Source organism: Paenibacillus haidiansis, from assembly GCF_036553665.1.
GTDB classification, from domain to species: domain Bacteria; phylum Bacillota; class Bacilli; order Paenibacillales; family Paenibacillaceae; genus Fontibacillus; species Fontibacillus haidiansis.
On sequence record NZ_JAZHPZ010000016.1, the window covers coordinates 65,386 to 91,457 of the forward strand.

A 26,072-nucleotide genomic window follows, 5' to 3' on the forward strand; every position below is an offset into this window, starting at 1 on the left:
GTCATTTTAAGGAAGATGCACCGATAGCTCCATTCAAAATAAACACATTCCCTTGTAAAATTCGAGCATCCTGTTTCCTGTCATTTTCCGTTTCTGTACTCGTTCATGGCTCTGCCGGTCGCCTTCTTAAAGAGAATGCTGAAATAATGCGGATCCGGAATGCCGACCTGTTCTCCAATCTCATATCCCTTGAAATCGGTTGTTTTCAGAAGGATTTCCGCTCTTTTCATTCGCAGGTTGGTCAGATATTCGACGAAGGTTTGACCCGTTTCTTTCTTCATGAGCCGTCCCAGATGGCCCGGACTGACAAAGAAAGCCGCCGCCGTGCTGGCCAATCCGATCTGTGGATCGCCCATATTCCGGTCCAAATACGCCTTCACCTGACTGATGAGGTTCCCTTCCTTGGCTTGTTTTTTCGTATGAATGGTTTCGGAAACGCTAAGGACGTAACGCTCCAAGGTTTGAAGCAGCTCCGGCAAATTATCGGCGGTAATCATGGAAACCAGCGTTTCTTTATCGAACCCCTGCTCGCCCTCGATCTGCTGTTCCATCGCCGCGCGCTGGCATTCGGTAATGACATCCATCGCGGCCATGCGAAATTGCGAGACGCTCGAAAAGGAAACGTCGAAGATGCGGGCCAGCATCTGTGCGGCGCGTTCGGACGAACCGACGCTGACGTAAAATTGCAGCTGCCGAAGAAGCTCCGGATTGGATCTGTACGCCTGCTCCCTGCTGTCCACCATGTCTTCAAAGCAAACAACCTGATTGTTTCCCACAAACGCTTTATAACGGATCGCCTGGCATGCTTCCTGGTACCCCAGGTGGGCTTCCTGCAGATGTTCCCGCTTTCGTCCGACCCCAATGTTGGCCCGGCATTTCCCGCCATCCACCAGACGGGCCATTAGCGATTCGCAAGTCGCGGCAAGATCACCCTCGGGATGAAATGAAATCATGACAAATTGGTCTCGGGTGTCCGATAACAGCGTGACAAGGGGATCCTCCCGAAAAAATGCCTCGATATGGTGCTTGCATGCCAACCACAAATAAGTCAATTGTTCCTCGGTGTGATTTTCGGAGGCCGGAGCGACTTCGACGACGGCGATTTGATGCGCACCGCCATGGCGGCGAAACGCGGGCAGGTTGAAGTATTCCGCTTGTTCCAGAACTTCCTCCCGGGAAAGCGTCCCCTTTAACCACTGGAATAAAAACTTCTCCCTGAGGTATGGAAAATTCCGTTCCATCTCTTCCTTCATTCTGGCCAGTTCATGATCCCGGGTCCGTTCTTCATCCATCTTCTGTTTGAGATTGGCCGTGACCTGCAGCAGGTCCGAAGCCCGGACCGGTTTGAGGAGAAAATCGAAGATCCCCATCTTGATGCTCTGCTGCGCGTATTCAAACTCGTCATGCCCGCTCACGACCACGATTTTCATCTTCGGATGCTTCTCCAGCACCTTTCGGCTAAACTCGATTCCGTCAATGTTTGGCATGTAGATGTCCGTGAATATGACATCCGGTTTCAGGGCCTCCGCCAGCTCCAGCGCATCGCGGGCATTGGAAGCTTCCCCGACGATCTCAAAGCCCTGCTGTTCCCAATCGATGCGCATGCGGATCAGATTCCGGATCAAATGTTCATCGTCAACAATCAAAACCTTCCGTTTTTCCATGGTGAATCTACTCCATTCGGTATGATTAACGTGATCGTCGTTCCTTTCCCCGGCTCGCTTTCAATATGGAACACGTCCTTGTCCTCGTAAAAAATACGCAGGCGTTCCATGGTTCCCCACAGTCCGAAGCTCTTGATTTGACCTTGCCTTTCCGTGCGCAGGATTTGCGTGATCTCCTCCGGCGACATGCCAACGCCGTCATCGGATATGGATATTTTCACGGCCCCGTTCTCTTGGAATGCGCGGATCCGAATGATTCCTTTCGTTCCTTTGGGCCGAATGCCATGGTAAAGCGAGTTTTCAACCAACGGCTGCAGCACCAGCTTGGGAATCGGCACCGGATTGCAGTCTTTCTGCACCTCGAACCGGGTCTCAAAGACGTCCTGGTAACGAACGCTCTGGATTTTCAAATAATTCCGGACCATCTCGATTTCTTCCCCGACTGTGATCACGTCTTGTCCTTTGCTGACGCTCAATCGGTAATAGCTTCCCAGCGCCTCGATCAAATCGCATACCTGCTCATTGTCTCCCGATAGCGCCAGCGACGTGATGGAGTCCAGCGTGTTATACAAAAAGTGCGGCTTGATTTGGGACTGCAGCGCATTCAACTCCGCTTTGCGTATCGTCTTTTGTTCTTCGACGACGCGTTTCAGCAATTGATCGATCCGTTCGATCATGTGATTGTATCCGTGATACAACTGTTCGAGCTCAAAGCTGTTCTGCTCGGCGTTGACCTTCATAAATATCCCGCTCGGGGCTTTGTTCATCGCCCGCAGCAGCTTCTGAATCGGTTTAATGATACTCCGCGAAATGATGAAGGAGCTTATGAAAAAGATGCTTCCGTTGACGATCAGCAGCACCAGCGCCAGGAATACCAGCGATTGGTTTCGCGGCTCCATGCTGTTATTCGGCGAAACGCTCACGAACTTCCAGTTGTAAGGCCCGCCCGACAGGTAACTCACCGTATATTGGCGGGAACCGAAATGCATGGGGAGATATCCCGAATCGCTTTGCTGAAATTGTTCCTCCAGCATCGCCTTGTTTGCGTGCAGAAGCTCATTAAAGACCGCGCCGCTCTGTTCATCCGTCGAATCGGCGACAATGGTCCGGTTGTTTTCGTCCAAAATCGCGATTTGCATGGAACTTCCGTTCAGCAGATTGGAATAAGCCTGTACAAACGCTTCATCCTTGATATTGATGACCAGCACCCCGAGAGGGGCGGTGTTGTCGATGTCCCGGATCAATCGGATAAAAGAGACGGTATGGCCGTCGGCATTTCCCGCGGCCCCCGTTCCGTTGTCCAGCCTTAAGATGTATCTTCCTTTATTGCTTACCACTTCTTCATACCATGGGGCGTCCTCGATATTTGCTTCTATGTATGCCGGCAATTCCTGGGTCGCGACCGAAAAACGGTGTCCCGAATTGTCGTAAATATGGACCGAATCGATGATCGGAACCGCTTGCATCAGATTGTATAAGTAGGTGCTGACCTTAGACTGGGTTGGCAGGTTGGCATATACGTCCCCCTGCCGCAACAAATTTTGCAGATTATGATCCGAGAAGATCATTTTGGAATAATTGTTGACGTTCTCAATCATTAAATCCACGTTCGTCCGTATGGAAGTGATCGTCTGCAACGACGCCTCGTTGATTTTCTTCTGGGCCGAGTTCGCGGCAATCTGATTCAATACCAAATAACTGAACCCGACCGTCAGCAAAATGACCAAGAAATAAGCAAACGGGATTTTGAATGCCAATTTCTTGGGTTTACCGTAACTTAAAGCTCGAATGCGATCCATGAACCGTGCCTTCACCGTCTGGCCCTCCGCTCTTTATGCCTTCATCCACAAATCCCATTATAACGATCGTCTTTCGCATCGGACATGGTAAACATACCCAAGGCCTCCTGCCACGCCAGGGACAAGAGGCCTCGGATTTGCGGTCACTACCCGCGGATGAACCTATTGGAACAGGTCCGGCAAAATGTCGTAAATATACTGGTTCACCCAGTTCCAGGCATGCGTGCCGCCGTCGCCTACGATGAAGTAGAAGTTTCCTTTCTTCGTATCCGATGAATAGATAAAGGAATCCGTTAATTTCTTCATCGTATCGATCTGGGGCTTCAAGTTGGGATACGCGATATCCAGGTCGCCTGTAGCGCTGAAAATGTAGTAATCCTGCGGCTTATAACCCGCATCCTTAGCGACTTTGGCAAGGTATTCCGCCGTTTCCTTAGGCTTGCTGCCCCCGGCCCCTTGGCCCAATACCCAGCTGTCTCCGCTCAATGGCATGTAATACTTGAAATAGTCGAGGTTATGGATGAAGGTATACCATGTCGTAACCGAGCCCATGGAGAATCCGCCGAACGCCCGATGCGCCCGGGATGCTTTTAAATCGTCCAAGCTGGCGGATTTCGCGTAAGTGTGATACTTGGTTTCCACAAGCGGGACAATGTTGCTGATCAATTCCTCATGGAACAGCGCGGTATCATTCTTCCCGCCATAAAAGGTCGGCGTGACCACGATGAGCGGTTCAATGTCACCTTTAGCGATCATATTGTCCAGAATCTTCTTCAATTCCTTGCTCTGGCCGGGTCCGCCGAAGATGAGATCCTCATTTTCCCCGCCGCCATGCATCAGATAGAGGACGTTATATTTCTTATTCGAATCGGATGGATCATAACCATGCGGAAGATATACATGCAGCTTCTTGTCGTCCATCCCGTTCGTTAAGTTAGGTGCTTTATACGTTAAACTCTCGATGGTCCCCGGCTGATCGCTCTCCGTCCGATATGCGTCCGGAACCGCCTTGAAATATTTCTCGTTGGCCGCTTCTTCCGTCATCTCCAGTTTGGCTATCGCATTCCTGATGGAAGCGGCTTGTTCGTCGAACTGTTGTTGGGTCGCTTTCTTGTCGTTTAGCACGTTGGAAGAGATCACCTGCATCAGGGCATCCGTTACAACGTCCGGATTTTTATAAAGAGTGAAGTCCAGCTTTAGCGTGCTTTTGACCAAATTCAAGAGATCATAAGGATTCACTCCGCTGACGTCTCCCTTGGTCTTTCCGGTTAGCACGATTTCCCCGAATTCCCTCGTATCGTTCCATGCGCTGCCCGTCGAATCGAACACATTCAGGGTACCGATCCGTTCCGATCCCTTCGCATCATTGATCTGTAACTCGATGCCGAGCACCTTTCCGTTTTCCGGCTTCGCCTTGAGTGCAACTCTGGCTTCGATGACATAGCCGCCATCCGTCTTTTTCGCAGCCGTGTAGAAGCGCCCGGCATCTCCGTTGTCCACGGACTAGGCATTATCGACGTTGACGCGGAAATGTAAATCGTCCAGGCCGTATTCCTGGGTTTTGTCATTGTTTTCGTCCAAAAACCACTCTAATGAATCTTGCATATAGGGCGTTATGGACTCGACGGATAAGTTCTTGTCTTGGACCTCTGCCAAAATGTACAGGGCCTGGTCATCCCACAAAGCCTTGAACGTTGCGGAAGCCTCCACCCCGTCCGAACCGTGTTTAGGCGAAACCGCCTGCGCTTTGCTCCATGCCTTATCGATGTTGCCGTCAATCACGGGCGAGCCAAAGTCGACCACCATTCTGCCTTGGGAGTCAAAGCCGCTCTTTCCCGGAGGTGCAGGCTTGCCTGGATTCGCAGCTGCAGAAACCTCGTTCCCCGAACCGGGAACATTCGTAAAAACCATGGACACAATAACCAACAACATCATCATGGATTGCAGGAACAGCTTTCTTCTTTTCTTCATCAAAAAGTATCTCCTCCTACCGCCAGTTATGTTTACCCGTGTTTCTCACGACTCTTCCGCCTACGCCTCGTAGAAGCGCTTTCACGATTACCCTCCCCAAAGTGGATTTGTTGGTTCACCCCATATTTTAGGGAGTGGTTTGCGATTACTACATTCAAAAAACGAACATCGGCTTTCAAAATTCGAACATGTCAACGGGAACCTTCCGGGGCCGGGGTTGCCGATTGCATTATGTTCATAAACCAACTGGATGTCGATCCATTGGCAAAGGGCCTGACGATTTTCAGTGCGGGCATCACCATAAGACTAAGCCTTGATATAAAAAAAGCTGCAAAACTCCTGCAAGAAGACTCTCGGGACTGTCCGCAACATTCGTACTTATCGTATGAGGGCTATGACATCCAGATTACTTAGTAAAATAAAACCCGGACTACCCGTCCGGGTTTTGTTTTGAATCCTTGAAAGCAGTCCGCGGCTCGGCAAATTCATATTTCGCCGCAGCACCCTTTTTAAGCGAGCCACACCTTCTCTTGAGTTGTGAGTTGATCCCCTTGGTACTCATCATAATGCGGCTGAACGGGCGCCTGGAATTGTGCTTCAACCGGTTCCGGCGACTGCTGATAGGACTCGTCCACATACATGATTCTACGCTGAACTTGCATAAGCCCATTGACGACGCGAAGCGCGATCCAAAAAAGGACAAGACCCACGCCTACGTATAGCAGATACTGCTGATTATAGGTCCAATCGATATGGAAATAATTGAACAAGTTATTTTCTAAAATATCCAGCTTCATTTCATTCATCAGAATGATGTGTACGGCGGGAAGAGCAATAAATCCGAGTCCCAGTGAGATTGCCGTTACCATGACAGCAAAGAAGACAATACCCGTTACAAATCTAAGCAATACGAGCATCAGATTTCGAATGAATAATCCGCCGTCAAACCCCTTCACCATTCGCTTCAACCAATTCTGCCCCGCTTCAGGCTGTGGATGGTTTGGAACCGAAGCCGGAGGGACCGGCAAACCTAAAATATGCCGAATTAGACTTTGCTCAAAATTCACAATCCCATTCAACAGCTTAGCTACCCCAAAAAACAGCGGTATTCCGATAAAGATCGGAGTCAAACCGACGGATAGAGCAAGTCCCGTAATGGCCAGCGTCAAATAAATAATCCCTAACGGGAGAGACAGCAATAAATAGAGAATCGTTGCATAGGTTTTTGGATTAAAAAGTACCCAATTCACCTTACCCGCCCTTGCCATTGTATTTGCTTCTACTGCCTTCAAATTCAAACACCCCTTTGGCTTCATAAATCACGCTCTGAGTTATAAACCCCATTATATCTGTCTTATTCGCCTGACATAACCGTCTTAGGGGGGTGTCTGATCCTAGACTTTAGGCTAGGGGTGAGGCTATTTCTCTCATTAAAAATATAAAAAGTCCATCAACCGAAAATGATTGATAGCCTTCCGCCTTGCTTATATGGAGACAAGAGGAGACGCCTCCCTGTCCGACTTATGTAATCAATCCTTAGATTGATTAGGGCTCGTATTTGCCACGATCGAAAGCATTCTTTCGCCTTTCTCCATAAGGGATTGGCATTGGACGCATGTCGGTTGGGACAAAAACACAAAATTATCTCTCATCCAGCCGTTGCACTCTTCATTGATACACGACCAAATGGCCGTTAATTCCTTTGGGATCTCTTCCATTGGCTTTCTCCGTGAATAGTACAAAATGCATCCCTCTTTCTCCGTTAGAATTATGGGCTGTTAATAAAGAGTCCCAAACATGATGTTTGGGACCGTGTTACAAACTTATAATTTTACAACATTCTCGGCTTGCGGGCCGCGGTTACCTTGTACCACGTTAAACTCAACGCGTTGACCTTCATCCAGCGACTTAAAGCCATCGCCGACAATCGCACTGAAATGTACGAATACGTCGTCGCCACCTTCAACCTCGATAAAACCAAAACCTTTGTCTGCATTAAACCATTTCACGGATCCTGTTTGCATTAATAAATTACCTCCAATTTTTGTTTACATGACCTCTAAAAATAAAAAATCACATATTGTACAAGGTTCTGAATTTAAAATCACAACCCTCTACAATATGTGAGTCCAGGTCAAAATTTCAATTAAGGTATCATAACACACTTTAGTTATATTTACAATTTTTTATTGAAGTTGAAAATACTTTCAGGATAATTCCCCCTTCATACGACGGTTCTCCTCCACTCGGACCCTAGGGTTCCAATACGACGCCAACGTTATTTATCCATCCTCTCCGCATATACCTCAAAAACCATCGCCGCCCCCAGTCGAAATCCCTGCGAAAAAGATGCCGCCAGTTCCATTCCCTGAACCTGCTGATATAAATCGAGTAATGCCTCGAGTTCTGTGAAATCCTCCTCGGTGAGTTTTCTTTTCCAAGAATCCATGGATTCGGATATCTGTTTGCTCAGTTGGCGATACTGCGGGTCTTGGGGGATGGTAGTTTCATGAGGAATTAGTTTGCCGTAGTATAGGGATTCCAGGAAGGTTGGCATGGGAGTACCTCCTTCGATACGTATATGAGTACCACTTTTAAATCAATTGTACGGTACGCTTATACGTATAGTCAAGTTTTATATGAACCTATAAGAGGTGACCTGAGAATGGGAAAAAAGGTTGTCGTAAAAATAGCGGAATTAGCTAAAACTCATCAAATTTCACTTAGAGAGTTGTCAAGACGTTCCGACGTAAGGCATGCGGCGTTAAGCGAGCTTTCTAACGGTAAGCGCGAGAGCATTAATTTTAGTCACATTGAGAGAATTGCGGAGGCTTTGAATATAAGTGATATTCGGGAGATTATTGATTTGGTGGATGAGAAAGAGATAATAACAAATTAAAATAGTCTAATCCCCCAAACTTGGAACTAATTTCTCATTTTCAACACTCCGAAGATTGTTAGATTCAGAGATCACATTATTAGGTGAATTCTCTGATACTATATATGGAGGACGAGGGAATCTTCCTCGTCCCAAATCTTTTAATTGATTTAAAGTCGATAAGCTTTATTGTATATCCGAGATTCAATCTTATTTAATGTCGCTTCAATTTTGACCAATTAGGGCCTTTACCAACTTTACCTGCACTCTGCTTACAGAAGCAGAGGGGGGCCGGGGTAATGACAGGTTCCTGGATCTTACAAACAATATATTTCCCTATTCAATTATTCATGTGCCCAATTTATGAAAACCTGATAATCTTTCAACTCTATTATATGATCTTTTAAGTTTCTGTTTGATTCTTTTGCTTTTTCGACCGGACTATCCTTTTTTAATAAGTTAAACAACCAAGAGAGAAGATTGTCTTCAGTACATATATTTTCATTCATTAATCTTAACAATTGCGGCCACATACCCCACGCGGCTCTTTCATCAGGAAAATCATCTCCAGAGAAATGAGCGAAGTTACGGCCAATAATAAACAATAAACTCCTGGTATAGTCTTTAAAATCATTATTTTTAAAACCAAAGGAGGCTGCTAACTCATCATTAGATTTGTTTACTAACCAATTAGAAATAGACATTATCCAATGATTGCTTTCTTTTTCGAAATTCTTCTTTCTGCTTCTTCGTTCCACCATTGAGTTCGCAAACGGCTCCTGCCACTTCAATTGGAATAACGCTAATGTCCCAGTCTCTTTATCATAGATAAACCCATCTATATCTGTTAGTACTTTTCCTAGTACTTTAATTACTATAGGTCGATTTATTTTTATAAAACGTTCTTCTGAAAATAATGAATACAGTTCAGCCCTAAAAATCTCTTCTCGTTTATCCAAAGCACGATCCCAGTCTTTCTGATATCGTCTTCTCAACTCATTAAGCATAAATAGAACCGGTTGTGCTTTAAATCCTGAATGAGAAAATAAAATATGGTGTCTTGATATTTCTATAAAAGGCGGGATTGCTCCGTCTACCTTGGAACAAAAATGATCCTTGTTCAAATCATTCAAAGTTAGCATATCTATTATCTTCTCAGCTATTACACTATCAATTTTCATTGCTTGTGAAAGATAAAAAACTATATCCGATTTCAACATAAAGTGTTGAAGTAGATTTGCCGAGTCTACCTTTATTCCTTTTGCAAGTTGGTTTGTAACGAATCCTACATGTCTTAATGAAAAACTCTTTAAAATGCAAAGTGCATCTAAATATAATTCAAAAGGTAATCCGCCGAATAAAGTGTTAGGAGGGAAAGAATCAAATCCTATGGTTTTTTGCAGTTCAAATTTAGATAAATCCAGATAAAACCGATCTATCTCATGCGTTGTATTATAACCTAAAAAATAATTGCGCCAGATATAAACATTTTCTTTCATTGATTCATGTATATCCTTTGCCAAGACAGCTATTGAATCATAATAATTACTATTCATTTGCGTTAAATAATTATTAAGCCAAAAGAATTCCTTTATTTCAATTCCTTCGACACCAATAATTTTATTATCATAATGAATAGTAAACTTATTATTGTTATGTTTTTCAATCCGGCCAAGCCCTGTTTTTATGTGATCTATAACCAACTTTACTAATCCCAGTTGGCCACAGTAATAAAGCAACGAATCGGCCCACATAAAAAAATCATCATTGTTTGGAAATAAGGAAAACGATTCACTGTCTATCTTTTCATCAAAAAAAATATTCAGCGCAATTCCCCATCCATAACAATGATATTTATGTCTTTTTGCGGCTTCTTTATCACCAAAAATTCTACTAAGCAAGTAATAATCCATTATTCTTATAAGCTGAATAATCGCCGTTTGATTATTACCCGGCCAAGTTTTAGATAATCTAGATAAGTCCTCTTGCAATAAGGCTTCTAGTTCATTAACCGTAGAATTATCCATTAAAAGACCTCACTTATAATAAGTATGTAAAATAAACTTTGTTGCTTTTATCTCAGGTAGTTCAACTTAGATAGATCTATTTTCTAGTAAAAGAGAGTCTATTGGTAACAACACTTAATTTACTTAAGTCTAAATACAAATCTACTAGGTTCAGACTGGCATATCTCGTAATTTATCAAGTTTACCTCCCCATAAAAAGTAAATGGCATATGGTGTTTTTCACGATAAAAGAGCTGTACAGTATCATGATTTACAATAGTATTAATCAGCCTTTTATCATTTAAATGATTAGTTTCTCCCTCCATGTATAAACAAATCGCCTCTCATGTAATCTTTATGGTTTCCCTTCTGTTTTCCTTCGTGATAAATAAAATAATATATTTTGATTCTTTAGGTGTCACAATTCCCCTACAAATCGCATGATAACCCTTGAAGCCCCATATTTTTGATAAATATTGTCTCTCATACTGTTCTCCCTTTAGCAGATCGTCAAATGTTATCATAATCCATTTCACCTTTCATAAATCCTTCCAGTATAATCACAAGTTTCTCAATATCTTTTTTTTTGATTTGACAATCCCAGATAACAAGACACTGCCATCCCATTTCCAGAAGTTTATTAATGCTTTTTTCATCACGTGATTTATTCTTTCTAATTTTACTTTGCCAAAACTCTCTATTCGTTTTGGGTAGTTGTGATTTTTTACAATTTTCGTGACCGTGCCAAAAACAACCGTTGATAAATATCACTTTTTTATATTTAGGCAAAACGATATCAGGCTTACCAGGAAGGTCAGGTCTATGCAATCTAAATCGATATCCCATTCTATGCAAAAGACGCCGGACTATTAGTTCCGGCGTGGTATTTTTAGATTTAACATTGCTCATTATTTGACTTCTTTTTTCCTTACTAAAGGAGTCCATAAAAAATACCTCAGTATCAGAGAAATTTTTTAAAATTATTTATATAGTTTGATTCTTTAAAAAACAACTCATCCACACCTGCTCTAGACTGATATGCAATATATCGATTCAAAACATTTTGAATATACTCTTTACGTAAATAAAGCAATTTATTCAGTTTATCCGACTTTACATCATTTTCATGCAGAGTAGTAACTTCATAAAAGTTCCATTTAATTATCTTTACTTTTCTTTCTTCAGCAAATGGAACAGCCATATAAAAGCAGTTAGGTGTGTCGGAATTTTTCAAACTATCCCCTACCGGGCTTTGCTCGACTCTTCCCACCAAAAATTTTATATACGAATCAACTTTAGTCGTATTAAAAGTATCACAATACGGTGTAATACATAATAGATATGTATCATTCGACACCTGGTGATAAATTGCGCCAGTTTCGATTCGGTCATTTGTGCTATCATTGAATTTCATCAACTTAGTAAAATTATAAATCTGTGCCTTATATGAATTACTGAATTCAGAGTCTGCCCCAAAAAAGGCTGGCCAAAAAGTAAGTAGATTGATTAATTTCACTTTATCATCGTCAAAATTCTTAATAGTAGTTAAAAATTCAGTTTTAAAATCTTCAAATGGCTTATCCACATGTTTTGTAAGTAACCCTACAATTATTGAATCAAACCCATTTTCCAAAATAATCTTTTTAAACTGACCACTTACCTTTAAATTAAAGAAGTTACTTATTATATTGAGATTATCTTTATTGAACGGATGCAAACTCAACGCATCTATAATATCCTCTTGTAACGACTTAACACCCTTTTCTTTTAGAAATTCATCCCAAAGCATAATAATAAGGAATAAATCCCTTTTCATATCAAAGTTTTCTACTAACCCGCATATCTCTTTCTCCAAATCTTGTAGGCCTTGTTGGTGGTTTTGAATTTTTTCAATTAATCGCAAAACAAAACCCGAGTCTCTAAATTGATTGATAAGGGCCTTTTTTGTTTGGTCAGATCCAATTTCAAGAACCAATTTAGCTACCTTATCTTCAGGAAACCCTACCGTTTCAACAGCCTTTTTTAAACTATTTATTTTGTTTTCAACTATAAAGTTATATTGAAATTTATCGTCATTACTTTCCATTACTATCCCCAAAAATTTATCAGTAAGAAATCTTGGTATATCATTTTCCGGGATCTTCGCAGTAAGAATTTGAGAAAAAATCACCTTTTCAAATGGGACGCTAAACTCTAGCATCGCCCTGTTTATGTTATTTTTAATTTTTGAAGCTGTGTCCATAAAATGAAGAACCATGCTTTTATCGGCCAAAAGTTTCTCTGAAATTACAGGTATGATTTGTTTTGCCTTTAAATGTTTCTTGGAAATAATGAATCCGAACAATTTATGTCCCGTATCACTTACATTTTCAAAAAATTCCCCATCTCTTTTTGTTATCAAATTTTCATCATTTAAACAACCCATGATTGCATCAAAGTCATCGGATGCTGTATAAATAACAGCGCATCTTAATCCTCTACCAAGACTTGCATACTTTTTCAAGATTGCAGCAGCCGCTGCTCCTGGTTCTACAGTTTTGGAATTTTCCAAATCCCAATCAACGATAAGTAGTTTAATGTTTAACAGTAAGCTTGCTAATACATCCACCTGAGCAACATCAAGCGTTGAATCATATCTGAACGGCGTGGTAACAAATCCCTCTTCAATTAACTCAGTATGATATGATGCCTCTGGCTGTAAAGTGTATTTTTTTTTTGATACGGACTGAGCTGCTGCCGCGGCAGTCTCATTAATACTCGCTTTAGTAAATGGGTTTTCCTCTTCTACTCCAACTAAAAGAGCCGGATCTACGGATCCGTAGTCAATTCCACTTAAGTCTATTTCAGTAGACGTTTCAACCACCTTGACATTCAAATCCAATTGATCATCAATTATTAATATTGAATTAAAATAATCCTTAATAATATTATTTATATAACCTAGTTCTGCTGTCGAACTCATTTTTGCACCTCACCTAATATTGAATCCTTTTTAAACTGAATCCCAAAACATGCTCCGCCCAAACTTCTGATGGTGTTATCAGGGTCTTCTAGGAACAAAAAATGTCCGCGTGATTCTAAGGTATCTCTTGAAAGAAATAACCCTAATCCCCTGCCTTGCAATTTCTTTGTGAAGTATGGTTCGAATACCCTTACCATATCAGATTCTTTAATCCCCTGACCCGTATCATGAATAAACAATATCCGATTTGTATCAGAGTAATAGAAGTGTATTTCTCTTCTGTCTTGATTTAGCATCCAATAAATCGAATTGGATACTACATTCGCAATTGGTGTAAATAATACAGGTTCAATTTCTCTTACTATTAGATCTTCAGGTACGTCATTTATAACTTTTATTGTGTATTTTCTAATATCAGTTGAAAAATACTCCAATACATCATCAATAAATAATTTTAAATTTATATCTTTGGTTCTTTTTCTTGATTGCCTATATAGGGGGCTCATTCTTGCTTGAAGTCTTTCTAATGAAGAAAAGGATTGACTTACTCTCTGAATAACCGGCGCCAACGGAGTTGGTTTAAGTGCTTTTAATAATGCGTCGACATTTTCTCTAATCACCTTATTTAAGGAATTAAACTCGTGACTTGTCATCTCAGCTGCAAGTCCGACTGCAGATAGGTCACGATACATTTCGACTTCCTTCTTCAAAAGTCCTATTAAAAACTCGTCATTATTTAATATATCGATACTCTCTAAACTATCGATAACTTTTATTAACAATAGTTCGGTGTTTTTAAGGACTGTACTTTGCTTTATTTCATTTTCGTAATTTAGTATCTCCTCTTGTATTTTACTAATACTAGAATTGAAATCTTGTAATACTTCTTGAACTGCATTTTGTAGAGTAATATCCTTTAATAATATAGTTTTGCCACTGATTTTATATTGATTAAACTTCTTCTGGTACTCAGTAAGCTTCTCAATTTCATTATTTATTTTTTTTCTATTCTCTTCTGTTGAATTTAATAATAAATTTGCCGTTTTTTTCTTAACTTCATCCAATAATTCATAATGGTTCTTAAAGTGATCGTTGTTTAATTCATTGATCCTTCTAATGAATTTATTAATCCATTCCAGGGCTTCATCTAGGTTTGCATTAATATCGGATAGGTCTTCGGATTCTTCAAAAATTGACACAAGTTCAAGTTGGCTTATCAGGTAATCTAATTCCAGCTTACTTTTTGCAACCTTATCTGAGCATTCATTATTCATTTCCTCAACCAATTCGACTAATTCAATCGAATGATTGTACCTTGGATTCAATTCAAGCTTAAATTGCCAAAGTAAATCTATTTCCTCAATGCTCTCTCTCTTATAAGAATAAATTAGATCATATTTTTCCAATTTATTTCTAGACTGCTCTATTTTACTTTTATAATTTTCAAATTCTCTCTTGATATTTGTTAATGATTTAGATGATTGGGCATCCAAAGAATCACTAAACTTTTCTAAAGCTTTGTTCAAATCTTTAAAATATTGTTTTTCTCTCTTTTCCTCTTCTAATTGTTGTTGTCTAGCTCTTTCCTGTCGCTCATGCTCTTCTTTTAAAGCGTTTATATAGTTATTTCTCTTACCTTCATCCTGAGTCGTTTCTAAATACTCAAGCGCCCACCATTTTAACAAATTGATAGCCACGCTTCGAAAGTAATTATAACTGGAGTTTTCTACAAATCCTTCCCTACTCGATTTATCCACCAAAGAAGGGTTAGAAATCTTACTTATTTCCATGAAACCAAACATTCTTCGATGACTAAATAAATATGTAGTAGCACGTTTAGTTCTCCTTTCTTCCATATGCAAGAAGTCATTCCCTTGTTCACCATAAGGAAGAATTCTCAACCCATCACGATAAACATAGATGCCTCCAATATCTTTAAGCTTTTCAGTCATATCCCGATGTTGATCTTTATTTAAAGAGGAAAGACTTGCTGTACCCTCGACAAAAAACCACTTAAGATTGATTGGGCCAAATTCCTTAAAATTTTTATTACTTAGCCCTACAGATAATTCATCTGCATGTACGGTAACATCCTCTACTTGGCCTTGTCCTCGCATAAATGCTTTGCCTACGAACATCCCATCAATAATTTTCCCTTTTAATGCATAGTCATATAGTTTAATATCATCCTTATTGAACCATTGTTCGTCCTCTAGAGGGTAACCGTTTATGTGGATTTTGGGGTTGAAGCTATTATCTTCTTTCTTTTTATTATTTGAATCAGAGAGACCGCTTTTTGATGTAGACTCTTCTTTTTCTATTTCTTTATCATATATATCAATATAGTTTTGGAATGAATATAATAGGTCTTTTAATCTTCTATATCGAATTTTTAATGTTTCATCTTGCACTTGAAGATTCTTTATATTTTCGTAAACCTTCCAATCCCAGCTAGAGTCTATATTTGCCACATAAAAGATGGTTCCACCTTTGCCAGCTTCAATAATATTCATCCAATCAAAAACCTTTTTTTCTATTTGAAAAGACTCAATTTGATCAAGCATATTTTTTCTAACTTCACTGTCCCATTTAGAATGATCATGCAAATTATTAATAAGCATTTCTTTAAGCTCGACTTTTTTTTCTTTCAAATAGTTAGACACTTCAGAAAGTGTATTAAAGGTTTTTAATGGAATCTCTATATCATCAAGGAACATTTTCTCATTTCTAAAAAGTTCCCAATGAAGATATAAGACGCACCATTTACCATCCGATTTCTTTTTTGAGATTATTAAGAGTTGATCCCCCAATAGAGATACGGCTAATCTTCCTATTCCTTTCTCGCCGATTTTGATTCTATTTTTTTTTGTCGGCTTAATCTCCTTCGTTTTTTTCGAGTAGGTCCCAATAGTTAACCAATTTTGTTCTATATCATCCGCACTCATTCCATCCCCATCATCGCAGACTAGAATAAATTGTTTATCGGTATCTATATCTATGAGTCCTTCAGAAGCATCTGCATCGTAAGCATTCCTCAACAACTCGGATATGGCGGTTACCTCATCCCTGATTTGCTGTTTGCCAAGGAGATCTACAGCCCTGGCTCTTGTTTTAAATTTTGCCATTTTTACATCTCCTAAACTTATTAATTTCCTCGAAAATTTAGATATTAATACTATCAGTAGCTGTCACATTGTTATACAATAATATGTTATAAGGAGAATATTGTAGGGGGTACTATGTGAAATTTTCAGCTATAGATTTATTTTCTGGAGCAGGTGGTGTATCAGAGGCATTAAAAAAACACTTTGATATAAAATGTGCTGTTGAATTCGACGAAATAATTGCAAGTACATATGCGCTTAATCACGGTAGTGATCACCTACTAGTGAAGGATATACGAAAAGTTAAGAAAAAAAAGTGGAACAAGATCAAAAATAAATTAAATGGTGAAAACCTAGATCTTCTTGTAGCGACACCCCCATGTCAAGGATTTTCAAGACATAGCCGAAAAAAAAGTGTCACCAACGCTGACGACCGCAACAAGCTTATAATGCAAGTAGTAAGAGTTGCAAAGATATTTCAACCTAATTATATCTTATTTGAAAACGTCGATAATATAATAAATTTCAAAATTTTTCATGTTTTTTTGTCCCTTCTTTCTAATTTATGTCCTAAAGGATACAAAAGGGATTTGAATCGCCCCTCATATCACTTACGTTTTGAAGTAGTAGATGCCGTTAATTTTGGGGTTCCTCAACACCGAAAGAGAATGATCCTTATAGGAAAAAAGATAAATGAGTTCCCTAACACCGACGCAATTATAAAAGAATCGGTCAAAGGCATTCCATATGTAACTAATCCGCTTCCCTTATGGCCAAAGCCTGAAAAAGCCCCTACATTAGGGAAGCACTTGGAGAAATACAATTTATCTAAATTAGACGCTGGAGGAGTAGATGAAAAAGATAAACTCCATAGATGTAGAAATCTGTCTCCTGATAATCTAGTTAGAATACGAGCTACTCCTCATAACGGGGGTAGTCGTTCCGAGTGGAGAGAAGATCGGTTAGTATTGGAATGCCATAAAAAGAAAAATGTTAATTTTGGTGATGTTTATGGAAGAATGAATTTCAACGACTACGCCCCTACCATAACTTGTGGTTGTTTGGCCTATACAAAGGGACGGTTTGGACATCCCCTAGAAGATCGAGCAATCAGCATGAGAGAGGCTGCATTAATTCAAACATTTCCTCTGTATTATAAATTCACAGGAAAAAAGGGAGGAAAAGCTTACGAAGGCTCCAGCGAAAACATTGCAACTCAAATCGGTAATGCAGTACCGGTAAAACTCGCTGAATCTTTCGTAGATCTTATATACAATCAGCTTATAAATGAATTTCAAAAAAGTCCTTTTCCTGAACAATTAGTTGGAGTGTCCAAAGAATAGGAGACCTAAGAATTAAGCTTAGGTCTCTTTTTTAAAATAAAATATATAATGTAAGAAAAACGGGGGCATGTATAGTCAAACTCTTATACCAAATCAACTTCACTTACTTAACAGTGAGTACGGTGACAGTTTAGAAATCACTATACCCGCTGTATTTCAATACCCCTGCAAGTATGCCAAATGTGTGTGTTGTCTTCATTTTTTCACTAACGCCAGCTAATTTTATCAATGAATTTAGATTAAATCTTTAAGGCTAGTAATGCGCCCAGTCCATCTCAACTACCCTACTCCAACCCCATATAAAACAGATTAGTAACATCAGCCTTTGTAATACTATGCGCCCCCGCACCAAGCGACACGCTCACAATCCCACCAGTCATTGCATAACTGGTCCCATCAATCTTGATCTTCGTTCCGTCGGCCGAGTTAAACACCAAGGTTAATGTTGCAGTTTTCGTAGTGGTAAAGGTAATGCTGGTTGAGCTCTCGATCTTCAAACATTGGGTTAGCGTCAGTCCGTTATACACCACAGTTCCCTTGGTTGTCGAAAGGTTTCCTGTGATATTAAAGAAGTCGCTGTCCAATCCGGAGGTTGTAAAGTTATGAACTTGGTCTCCGGTTGGATCTGTCCCTGGATCTGTCCCTGGGTCTGTACCCGGATCTGTTCCGGGATCGGTCCCCGGGTCTGAGGTGGAATTCCCGCCTACGGATACAAGTTGAGTGGTGTAGCTGGTTATTTTGGCCATTAGGGCGGTATTGAGCGCAGACGACGTGTCGTCGACGGAATCATTAAATGTCCAGGTGAAGTCGCCATTATTCAGGCGCCCGGCTTCGGCGGTGACGATTTGTTCCACATTGCTTACGTTATCGATGTCGGCGCTAGTTACTCCCGTATCCTTGCTTGTGTCGAAGTTATTATAAGCCGTTCCGCCTACTTTTGCTTTATAGGAGCTTGGCACGGTTTCATTTCTCGACGAAGCCAGGTAGGCATCGAAGGAGGTTGCATTGGCCGCAGCGGTTCCGGCATTGGAGTTGGCATAGATCAGGCTGTCTGCATCCACTATGGTATTGTTGTAGGCCTTAATCACGCCTCCATTCTCGCCCGAGAATGTCCCTTCCCCTAAAGCATCCGTACCTTGCAAGGAGCTGAGCATCGGGTATTTGGTATGTCTAAAATAATTGGACTCCACAAAAGCCGAAGCTCCCGTAGTAACGCCTACGCCATATTTGGAAACTCCATCATAGAAGTTGTTATAAATATGAATCGATCCCGTTCTGATGCGCGGGTGACGGGAGTCCGAGTGATCGAACCAGTTATGATGGAAGGTGACGAAGAAATCCGCCGTTTCACTCAAACCGACCAGCGCCGCTTTTCCCGAATCCCAGTAGTGATTGTAGGAGATGGTGATATAGGTTGAGCCTTTTTTCAGATCCGTGGATCCGTGGAGCCGTCGCCCTTGGCTTGGTCGGCGTCTCCGCCTGCGGTTCCGTAGAACAAATCATTATTATGCACCCACACATTGACGTTTCCCGTATCCAGGGAAATCCCGTCGTCAGGGAACAACATGATGCCCAGATTCCTCACTTCCACGTTCCCGACATATCTAAGAAGGATTCCCCATCCATAAGCATAGGCGTCGTCCCCGATCCCTTCGATTGTTATATTCATTTCCGAATAGTCGGTTTTACCTTTGACTTGAAGGAATCCGCTGCTGTTCAGTTCTCCGCTCATGTCATCGTCCGTCACCTGCCCAATAAACCGGATGGCAAGCGGGGTTGTATCATAACCTTTTTGTCTTAGGTTCAAAATCTCGCCGATCCCGACACCCTTTTGCACACTGCCTGAACTACTGACCTTCACATCAAGGGTCACGGTTTGCGCCGTCTCGGAGGTCACATAGATCACTTTGGCGCCGTTCTTCAGTGTTCCGTCATCATTGTAAGCACCTGAGCCTGTCCCATATTGCGAGTCCGAGGAAAAAGCAAATCCCGATCGGTCATGTGACGCTACGGATAGGCTGCTCGAAACAGCACTTACCGTTGAACCGCCCGTTAGTCTGGCTTCAACCTTCATTACATAATTTCCGGCCGCAAGACCTACGGCATCCGCTCTCCAATAGGAAGGGTATTTTCGGATCAGCTCATTATCGATTTGTTGATAGCTCGAATCCGCCGCACTTGCGGGTTTCACATAAACATTGTAGCCCTCCGCGTTGCTCACGGGTGACCATTTTACATACGCCGTTTCATTCCAGCCGCCGCTACCGATGATCGAAACACCTGCCGCATGGGCCGTCGGATTCGCCCATCTCCCTGCTATTAAAGATAGGACCAGAGAAAACATCAACATCATGCCGGTTACCTTTGCAACTTTGTTCTTCATTGGATTTCCTCCTATTTTTTATTTGTTGCGTACCGATTTGTAACCGCTTGCATTTTATTGAAGCTTTGTTATACGCCTCCTCGCCTGTGGATTGTGTAGTTCAACTGTCCGGACAGCTGAACCGGTATTAAGGCACCTCTCCAGTTGGGCCCCTTGATCAATAGCAACTCCTCATAAAGCAGGAGATGATTATCTTTTGTTAAAATCAGCAAATTCTGGAACTTCAACCACAGCATATCAGTCGCAAAAATAGTTCCGAAATAATCATTTTCTCATACGATGCGCATGTCGCGGGTTTCTGAGCTAATGATTATATGTCAAAGAAATGACACTTTAACTTCTTTATTGATTTGATATCCTTTGTTTAATTTTCACAAATATGGGGTTTAAGGTTGTTCAAAACTATTTTATGATTAGAGTGGGTTGGGATACTTCAACAGTTCGTGAACGCGCGTTTATTGCCCTGCCTGTCACCAACTTTGTAGGAGGAATGGTCATGCAATACGGCTACTTTGACGAAAAAAATAAGGAGTATCTCATTACGAAGCCGGATACGCCCGCCCCTTGGGCGAACTACCTCGGCTCGCCGGAATACGGCGCGATCATCTCGGGCAATGCGGGAGGGTACAGCTTTGTAAAATCCGGTGCGAACGGGCGGCATGTCCGCTACCATTTCAATTCCAAGGACGAGCCGGGACGCTATATTTATGTGCGTGACTTGGAGAACGGGGATTATTGGTCCGGCTCCTGGCAGCCGGTGGGCAAGGATCTGAATCAGTACAAGTCCGTATGCCATCATGGAACCGGATACACGAACCTTGTTTCGGACTATGACAACATCCACACGGAAACCTTATATTACGTGCCGCTGAACAAAACCTACGAGGTGTGGCGCCTGAAGGTCCGCAATAACGGCTCCAAAGCCCGGAAGCTGGCGCTCTTCGGGTTCGTCGAATTCACCAACCACAACAACTACGAACAAGATACCGTGAACCTTCAATATACTTTGTTCATTTCACGGACTTACTACAAGAATAATATGATTCTCCAATCTATTAATGAAAACGTTCCCGAGGATCAGTGCTGGAGATTCTTCGGCGCCGCGGGCGCGGAGGTAACCGCTTATGATGGCGACCGGGATACATTTCTCGGCGATTATCGCAGTTACGGCAATCCGGCCTCCGTCGAGAATGGAGCGTGCAGCAATTCGTTAAACTTCAACACCAACTCCTGCGGTGCCCTGCAGATCAACGTGGAGCTGCAGCCGGGAGAAGAGAAGGAAATCGCCTTCCTTCTGGGACAGTATAACGAACAAGGCGCGTCCGAGATTCTCGGCCACTATCAAGATTTGTCCGTCGTGGACAAGGAGCTCGAAGAGCTGAAGACATTCTGGCACAGCAAGCTGAACCGTTTTCAGGTCCGGACGCCAAGCGAGAATTTGAACAGCATGATCAATACCTGGAACGCCTACCAATGCTTCATCACCTTCATCTGGTCCCGTGCCGCCTCTTTCCAATACTGCGGCCTGCGCAACGGGCTCGGCTACAGGGATACGGTGCAGGATATTCAAGGCATCATCCACCTGGATCATGAAATGGCGCTCGAACGCCTGAGACTGATGATCTCCGCCCAGGTCTCCAACGGCGGCGGTCTTCCGCTCGTGAAGTTCGACCATAACCCCGGGCATGAGGGCACGCCCGACGATCCGGAGTACGTACAGGAAACCGGCCATCCCCATTATCGCGCCGACGATGCCTTGTGGCTGTTCCCAACCGTGATCAAATATTTGAAGGAAAGCGGCAACTGGGGCTTTACGGATGAAGTAGTTCCTTATTCGGACAAAGGAGAGGCCACGGTTTACGAGCATCTGCGCCAAGCGCTTCAATTCAGCCTGGATCGCATGGGTGTCCACGGCATGCCGGTCGGGCTTTACGCCGACTGGAACGATTGTCTGCGTCTCGGAGCCAAGGGAGAATCGCTATTCGTCGCCTTCCAGCTGTACATGGCCTTCAAGGTGTTCATGGAGATCGCGGAGAACAAGAACAAGCCTAGCGATGTGGAGTGGGCACAAGGCCTGCTTGACGAGCTCGACGCAAACATTCAGAAGTATGCATGGGAGAATGATCAGTTCGTGCGCGGGTTTACGGAAGACAATTATACGGTCGGCTCCTGGGAGAACGATGAGGCCAGAATCTGGCTGAATCCGCAAAGCTGGGCCGTATTAAGCGGCGCGGCCCGCCCGGATCAAGCGAAGCTCGCCATGGACAAAGTGCACGACAATCTGCGCACCGAATACGGCACCATGTTATGCTACCCGCCGTTTAAGGAATACGGGATGCCCGTGGCGCGGATGGTTCTTTTCAACGCCTCGACCAAAGAGAACGCCGGCATCTTCAGCCAGCCGCAGGGATGGCTCATTTTGGCGGAAGCCATGCTCGGCAACGGGGACCGCGCGTTCCAATACTTCCTGGATTGCAGCCCTGCCAGCATGAACGACAAGGCCGAAATCCGCAAAATCGAGCCCTACGTGCACGGGCAGTTCGTCGAGTCCAAAGACAGCCCGTATCAAGGCCGGGCCCATGTCCACTGGCTCACCGGCACCGCCTCGACGGTGATGGTCTCCCTGGTGGAGGGCATCATGGGGATTCAACCGCAATTTGACGGCCTGCGGATCGACCCGTGCGTTCCTTCCAACTGGAAGGACTTCTCCATGGTCCGGGAATTCCGCGGCAAGAAGCTGAATATTCAGGTGGAGAACAAGAACGGCGTACAAAAAGGAGTCTCCCATATCCTCATCAACGGCAAAGAAATTCAAGGCAATCTGATCCCGGTCGCCGACATGGAAGCGGAAAATGACGTGCGGGTCATTATGGGGTAAGCGAGGTAAAGCAGCGTTCATTGGATCGGCCTTGCTTGCTGTAATATAGAGAAACAACCTCCATCCGCTTTGGATGGAGGTTGCTTTCTTTTGAATGTACTCTACTCCCTCTTACTTCATTGAATTAAAATAGTCCTTATCAATACGCAATTGCTGTTTTAAAATTCGATTAAATAAGCCTTTCCCTATTTCACCTGTTCCTTTGGATACTGCCGTCCTCAAAATTTCTCCATTGGGCATTGTCTTCTCATAAATCTTATCCCTGCCATTTTGTCGAACCATGGCCCAACCGTCACGCCGCAGAAAATTTTCTAAATCACTCCAACTAGGCATGTAACATGGCGGCAACCGATTCAATATCGTCTTCCAAAAGGACACGTAATGCGTAAGGGGCATGTTTATGTCGATTGGGTGTATTATAATAACGTGCGTAATTGTTCTCGTAATCGACTGCATATTCAATTAATTGTCGGGCAAGCTCAAACTTAAGTTCCTCCAGCGTTGCACCGTCGCCTACAATGTCTTCAATTTGTTCAATGGACCCCGCATAGCGGCCATCCTCATCTTGTTCATACTCAAAAGTTAATTCATACACCGAAAGCAGTTCCTTCATGTGTTGCTTGGAGAAAGCCAGAATAACATCTCTATTCCGTTTTATGGCTTGTGGCTTCTCGCGGACGATGGTGTCAATAAAGCCCCCAAAATTAGCTCTAACTTCAGTAGCATTATGAATTGTTTGCATAATCACCCCTCCTTACCTCCATTCTACTCCAATATGTACATTCTGTACATTATGTAGTGTATTCATATTTCTTATTTAAATTCTATTCCATGCAAAAAAGACACCTTTCAAGGTGTCTCTTTACCCGCTCAATCCGTTTTTCCTAGGAATCGAAAATAATTTCGACTCTATTACCTCCGCATCTGTTGTACATTTTCGCACACAAAAAAAGCCATCAACCCCGTTAAGGATCTGACGACTTTGAAGTTGATTTTAATATACCATGCAACAAAAAACACACTTACCAAGTGATCTTAACTTAATTCTCAAGGGTTAAGAGCGTTTCTCAAATTATTTTATAAAATGGCTATCTGTAATAAGCGGGTGATGGGAATCGAACCCACGCTATCAGCTTGGAAGGCTGAAGTTCTACCATTGAACTACACCCGCAAAATAAATGGTCGGGATGACACGATTCGAACATGCGACCCCCTGGTCCCAAACCAGGTGCTCTACCAAGCTGAGCTACATCCCGATAACTAACTATGATGCCGGCTAAGGGCATATGGAGCGGACGACGGGAATCGAACCCGCGACCCTCGCCTTGGCAAGGCGATGCTCTACCGCTGAGCCACGTCCGCAAAATGGCTGGGGATATAGGATTCGAACCTATGAGTGACGGAGTCAAAGTCCGTTGCCTTACCGCTTGGCTAATCCCCAACAATGTTTCGAAAGTTACAAATGGGGCGATCGATGGGACTTGAACCCACGAATGCCGGAGCCACAATCCGGTGCGTTAACCCCTTCGCCACGACCGCCATAACCCTATTCAATTGAAACTTGCCAGGTCTGCCAACTCAGACACACTGATAAAAATATGGCGCGCCCTAAGAGATTCGAACTCCTGACCTTTTGATTCGTAGTCAAACGCTCTATCCAGCTGAGCTAAGGGCGCATGGAGCGGACGACGGGAATCGAACCCGCGACCCTCGCCTTGGCAAGGCGATGCTCTACCGCTGAGCCACGTCCGCAAAATAAAATGAAACTGGTGAGCCATGAAGGACTCGAACCTTCGACACCCTGATTAAAAGTCAGGTGCTCTACCAACTGAGCTAATGGCTCGCATAAGCGAATCTAAGATGAAAATGGCGGAACCGACGGGATTCGAACCCGCGATCTCCTGCGTGACAGGCAGGCATGTTAGGCCTCTACACCACGGTTCCACAGCCTAAGGGTCTTGCAATTGCGGGGGCAGGATTTGAACCTGCGGCCTTCGGGTTATGAGCCCGACGAGCTACCGGGCTGCTCCACCCCGCGTCAGTAAAAAAGTTATTTCTTTATAGTGTCTCCGAAAAGTAATCCGATTACGCTTCAGCGACTCAACTTCACTTTTTGGGGTGAAGTATATGGTGGAGGCTGAGGGGATCGAACCCCCGACCCTCTGCTTGTAAGGCAGATGCTCTCCCAGCTGAGCTAAGCCTCCATATGTATCCAATAGGAAAGTGGTGACCCGTAGGGGATTCGAACCCCTGTTACCTCCGTGAAAGGGAGGTGTCTTAACCCCTTGACCAACGGGCCTTGTTTATAGAATTATGGCGGAGAGAGGGATTCGAACCCTCGAGACGCTTGTGACGCCTACACGATTTCCAATCGTGCTCCTTCGGCCAACTCGGACACCTCTCCACAGTATTCAGGGAATAATGGTGGAGCCAAGCGGGATCGAACCGCTGACCTCCTGCTTGCAAGGCAGGCGCTCTCCCAGCTGAGCTATGGCCCCAAACTTCATAGAAATTTTATGGTGGGCCCTAGTGGACTCGAACCACCGACCTCACCCTTATCAGGGGTGCGCTCTAACCAACTGAGCTAAGGGCCCTTATCTAAAAACAATGATATATGTAGAAATTTGGGCAAAAAAAAGCCCCGTTAAGGGGATTGCTTGGCGGCGTCCTACTCTCCCAGGACCCTTCGGTCCAAGTACCATCGGCGCTGGAGGGCTTAACGGTCGTGTTCGGGATGGGTACGTGTGGAACCCCTCCGCCATCGCCACCAAACGTATTCAAGCTTGATCGCTTGAAAACCGGATACGAAACTTAGATTTGCATTTTAGCCCCTATTTGGTTCACCGGGGTCCCCGAAAAGTAATCGGAATTACCTTCGAAGCCTCGCTTCACTTTTTGGGGTATTTTTGGATAAGCCCTCGACCGATTAGTACTGGTCAGCTCCATGCATTACTGCACTTCCACCCCCAGCCTATCAACCTCGTCGTCTTCAAGGGGTCTTACATACTGGGAAATCTCATCTTGAGGGGGGCTTCACGCTTAGATGCTTTCAGCGCTTATCCCGTCCGCACTTAGCTACCCAGC

Annotated in this window: 16 protein-coding genes, 15 tRNA genes, 2 rRNA genes and 2 pseudogenes; 3 read left to right on the plus strand and 32 right to left on the minus strand. The window is 43.3% G+C overall.

What is annotated here, in order from left to right:
• Positions 1-80 precede the first annotated feature (80 nt).
• The 8 genes and pseudogenes from V3851_RS22555 to V3851_RS22590 form a co-directional block, all read right to left on the minus strand.
• Positions 81-1,664 (minus strand): response regulator transcription factor, encoded by a 1,584-nt coding sequence (locus tag V3851_RS22555; protein ID WP_331848786.1) that lies wholly within the window; start codon positions 1,662-1,664, stop codon positions 81-83.
• Entirely contained in the window at positions 1,643-3,463 is a 1,821-nt protein-coding gene (locus tag V3851_RS22560; RefSeq protein ID WP_331848787.1) for a cache domain-containing sensor histidine kinase, read from the minus strand. Before V3851_RS22560 ends, V3851_RS22555 begins: the two co-directional genes overlap by 22 nt.
• Before the next feature lie 162 nt (positions 3,464-3,625).
• Positions 3,626-4,609, minus strand: coding sequence for an alpha/beta hydrolase (locus V3851_RS22565; protein ID WP_331848805.1), 984 nt, complete (start codon positions 4,607-4,609; stop codon positions 3,626-3,628).
• 177 nt (positions 4,610-4,786) lie between these two features.
• Positions 4,787-5,434: pseudogene (locus V3851_RS22570) on the minus strand (sugar-binding protein); the annotation flags it as partial.
• A gap of 509 nt (positions 5,435-5,943) precedes the next feature.
• Positions 5,944-6,726, minus strand: coding sequence for a sensor domain-containing protein (locus tag V3851_RS22575; protein ID WP_331848788.1), 783 nt, complete (start codon positions 6,724-6,726; stop codon positions 5,944-5,946).
• Positions 6,727-6,963: 237 nt separating this feature from the next.
• Complete coding sequence (locus tag V3851_RS22580; RefSeq protein WP_331848789.1) at positions 6,964-7,176, minus strand: cold-shock protein; 213 nt, start codon at positions 7,174-7,176, stop codon at positions 6,964-6,966.
• Between the two features lie 81 nt (positions 7,177-7,257).
• Positions 7,258-7,458: a cold-shock protein gene (locus V3851_RS22585; RefSeq protein ID WP_331848790.1), complete on the minus strand. Its 201-nt coding sequence runs from the start codon at positions 7,456-7,458 to the stop codon at positions 7,258-7,260.
• Positions 7,459-7,712: 254 nt separating this feature from the next.
• Complete coding sequence (locus tag V3851_RS22590) at positions 7,713-7,991, minus strand: DUF6809 family protein (RefSeq protein WP_331848791.1); 279 nt, start codon at positions 7,989-7,991, stop codon at positions 7,713-7,715.
• Positions 7,992-8,099: 108 nt separating this feature from the next.
• Between V3851_RS22590 and V3851_RS22595 the strand changes: the two genes are divergently transcribed.
• Entirely contained in the window at positions 8,100-8,333 is a 234-nt protein-coding gene (locus V3851_RS22595) for a helix-turn-helix domain-containing protein (RefSeq protein WP_331848792.1), read from the plus strand.
• Positions 8,334-8,656: 323 nt separating this feature from the next.
• Here V3851_RS22595 and V3851_RS22600 read toward each other — a convergent pair whose 3' ends face one another.
• From V3851_RS22600 to V3851_RS22615, 4 genes are all read right to left on the minus strand, one after another.
• Positions 8,657-10,339, minus strand: a complete 1,683-nt coding sequence (locus tag V3851_RS22600; protein ID WP_331848793.1) for a hypothetical protein — start codon at positions 10,337-10,339, stop codon at positions 8,657-8,659.
• Positions 10,340-10,828: 489 nt separating this feature from the next.
• Positions 10,829-11,263 carry a very short patch repair endonuclease gene (locus V3851_RS22605; protein WP_331848794.1) on the minus strand — a complete coding sequence of 145 codons (435 nt, stop codon included), beginning with the start codon at positions 11,261-11,263 and terminating at the stop codon, positions 10,829-10,831.
• 16 nt (positions 11,264-11,279) lie between these two features.
• Positions 11,280-13,280 (minus strand): response regulator receiver domain, encoded by a 2,001-nt coding sequence (locus V3851_RS22610; RefSeq protein ID WP_331848795.1) that lies wholly within the window; start codon positions 13,278-13,280, stop codon positions 11,280-11,282.
• Positions 13,277-16,405 carry an ATP-binding protein gene (locus V3851_RS22615; protein ID WP_331848796.1) on the minus strand — a complete coding sequence of 1,043 codons (3,129 nt, stop codon included), beginning with the start codon at positions 16,403-16,405 and terminating at the stop codon, positions 13,277-13,279. The genes V3851_RS22610 and V3851_RS22615 overlap by 4 nt, the downstream gene beginning before the upstream one ends.
• Before the next feature lie 116 nt (positions 16,406-16,521).
• On the opposite strand from V3851_RS22615, the gene V3851_RS22620 reads away from it, so the two are divergent.
• A complete protein-coding gene (locus tag V3851_RS22620) occupies positions 16,522-17,727 on the plus strand; it encodes a DNA cytosine methyltransferase (RefSeq protein WP_331848797.1) in 1,206 nt (401 codons plus the stop codon).
• Between the two features lie 284 nt (positions 17,728-18,011).
• Here V3851_RS22620 and V3851_RS22625 read toward each other — a convergent pair.
• Positions 18,012-20,110 (minus strand): annotated as a pseudogene (locus tag V3851_RS22625) (pectate lyase family protein).
• Positions 20,111-20,606: 496 nt separating this feature from the next.
• Between V3851_RS22625 and V3851_RS22630 the strand changes: the two are divergent.
• Positions 20,607-22,988: a GH36-type glycosyl hydrolase domain-containing protein gene (locus tag V3851_RS22630; RefSeq protein ID WP_331848798.1), complete on the plus strand. Its 2,382-nt coding sequence runs from the start codon at positions 20,607-20,609 to the stop codon at positions 22,986-22,988.
• 111 nt (positions 22,989-23,099) lie between these two features.
• Here the strand turns inward: V3851_RS22630 and V3851_RS22635 are convergent, their stop codons facing one another.
• The 19 genes from V3851_RS22635 to V3851_RS22725 form a co-directional block, all read right to left on the minus strand.
• On the minus strand, positions 23,100-23,321 hold the full coding sequence (locus V3851_RS22635) for a type II toxin-antitoxin system HicA family toxin (RefSeq protein WP_331848799.1): 222 nt from the start codon (positions 23,319-23,321) through the stop codon (positions 23,100-23,102).
• Positions 23,314-23,730, minus strand: a complete 417-nt coding sequence (locus V3851_RS22640) for a hypothetical protein (protein ID WP_331848800.1) — start codon at positions 23,728-23,730, stop codon at positions 23,314-23,316. The genes V3851_RS22635 and V3851_RS22640 overlap by 8 nt, the downstream gene beginning before the upstream one ends.
• A 358-nt stretch (positions 23,731-24,088) precedes the next feature.
• Positions 24,089-24,159, minus strand: a tRNA-Gly gene (locus V3851_RS22645).
• An 8-nt stretch (positions 24,160-24,167) separates the two neighbouring features.
• Positions 24,168-24,244: transfer RNA gene (locus V3851_RS22650), tRNA-Pro, on the minus strand.
• A 31-nt stretch (positions 24,245-24,275) separates the two neighbouring features.
• Positions 24,276-24,350 (minus strand) — tRNA-Gly (locus tag V3851_RS22655).
• 4 nt (positions 24,351-24,354) lie between these two features.
• Positions 24,355-24,429: transfer RNA gene (locus tag V3851_RS22660), tRNA-Gln, on the minus strand.
• A gap of 22 nt (positions 24,430-24,451) precedes the next feature.
• Positions 24,452-24,527, minus strand: a tRNA-His gene (locus tag V3851_RS22665).
• Between the two features lie 60 nt (positions 24,528-24,587).
• Positions 24,588-24,664, minus strand: a tRNA-Arg gene (locus V3851_RS22670).
• A gap of 1 nt (position 24,665) precedes the next feature.
• Positions 24,666-24,740 (minus strand) — tRNA-Gly (locus tag V3851_RS22675).
• A gap of 15 nt (positions 24,741-24,755) precedes the next feature.
• Positions 24,756-24,831, minus strand: a tRNA-Lys gene (locus V3851_RS22680).
• A gap of 24 nt (positions 24,832-24,855) precedes the next feature.
• Positions 24,856-24,932: transfer RNA gene (locus V3851_RS22685), tRNA-Asp, on the minus strand.
• 20 nt (positions 24,933-24,952) lie between these two features.
• Positions 24,953-25,026 (minus strand) — tRNA-Met (locus V3851_RS22690).
• A 90-nt stretch (positions 25,027-25,116) separates the two neighbouring features.
• Positions 25,117-25,192, minus strand: a tRNA-Val gene (locus V3851_RS22695).
• 20 nt (positions 25,193-25,212) lie between these two features.
• Positions 25,213-25,287 (minus strand) — tRNA-Glu (locus tag V3851_RS22700).
• A 15-nt stretch (positions 25,288-25,302) separates the two neighbouring features.
• A tRNA-Ser gene (locus V3851_RS22705) sits at positions 25,303-25,392 on the minus strand.
• A gap of 18 nt (positions 25,393-25,410) precedes the next feature.
• A tRNA-Ala gene (locus V3851_RS22710) sits at positions 25,411-25,486 on the minus strand.
• Positions 25,487-25,505: 19 nt separating this feature from the next.
• Positions 25,506-25,582 (minus strand) — tRNA-Ile (locus tag V3851_RS22715).
• 61 nt (positions 25,583-25,643) lie between these two features.
• Positions 25,644-25,760: ribosomal RNA gene (gene rrf, locus V3851_RS22720) — 5S ribosomal RNA — on the minus strand.
• A gap of 134 nt (positions 25,761-25,894) precedes the next feature.
• A 23S ribosomal RNA gene (locus V3851_RS22725) occupies positions 25,895-26,072 on the minus strand; the annotation flags it as partial.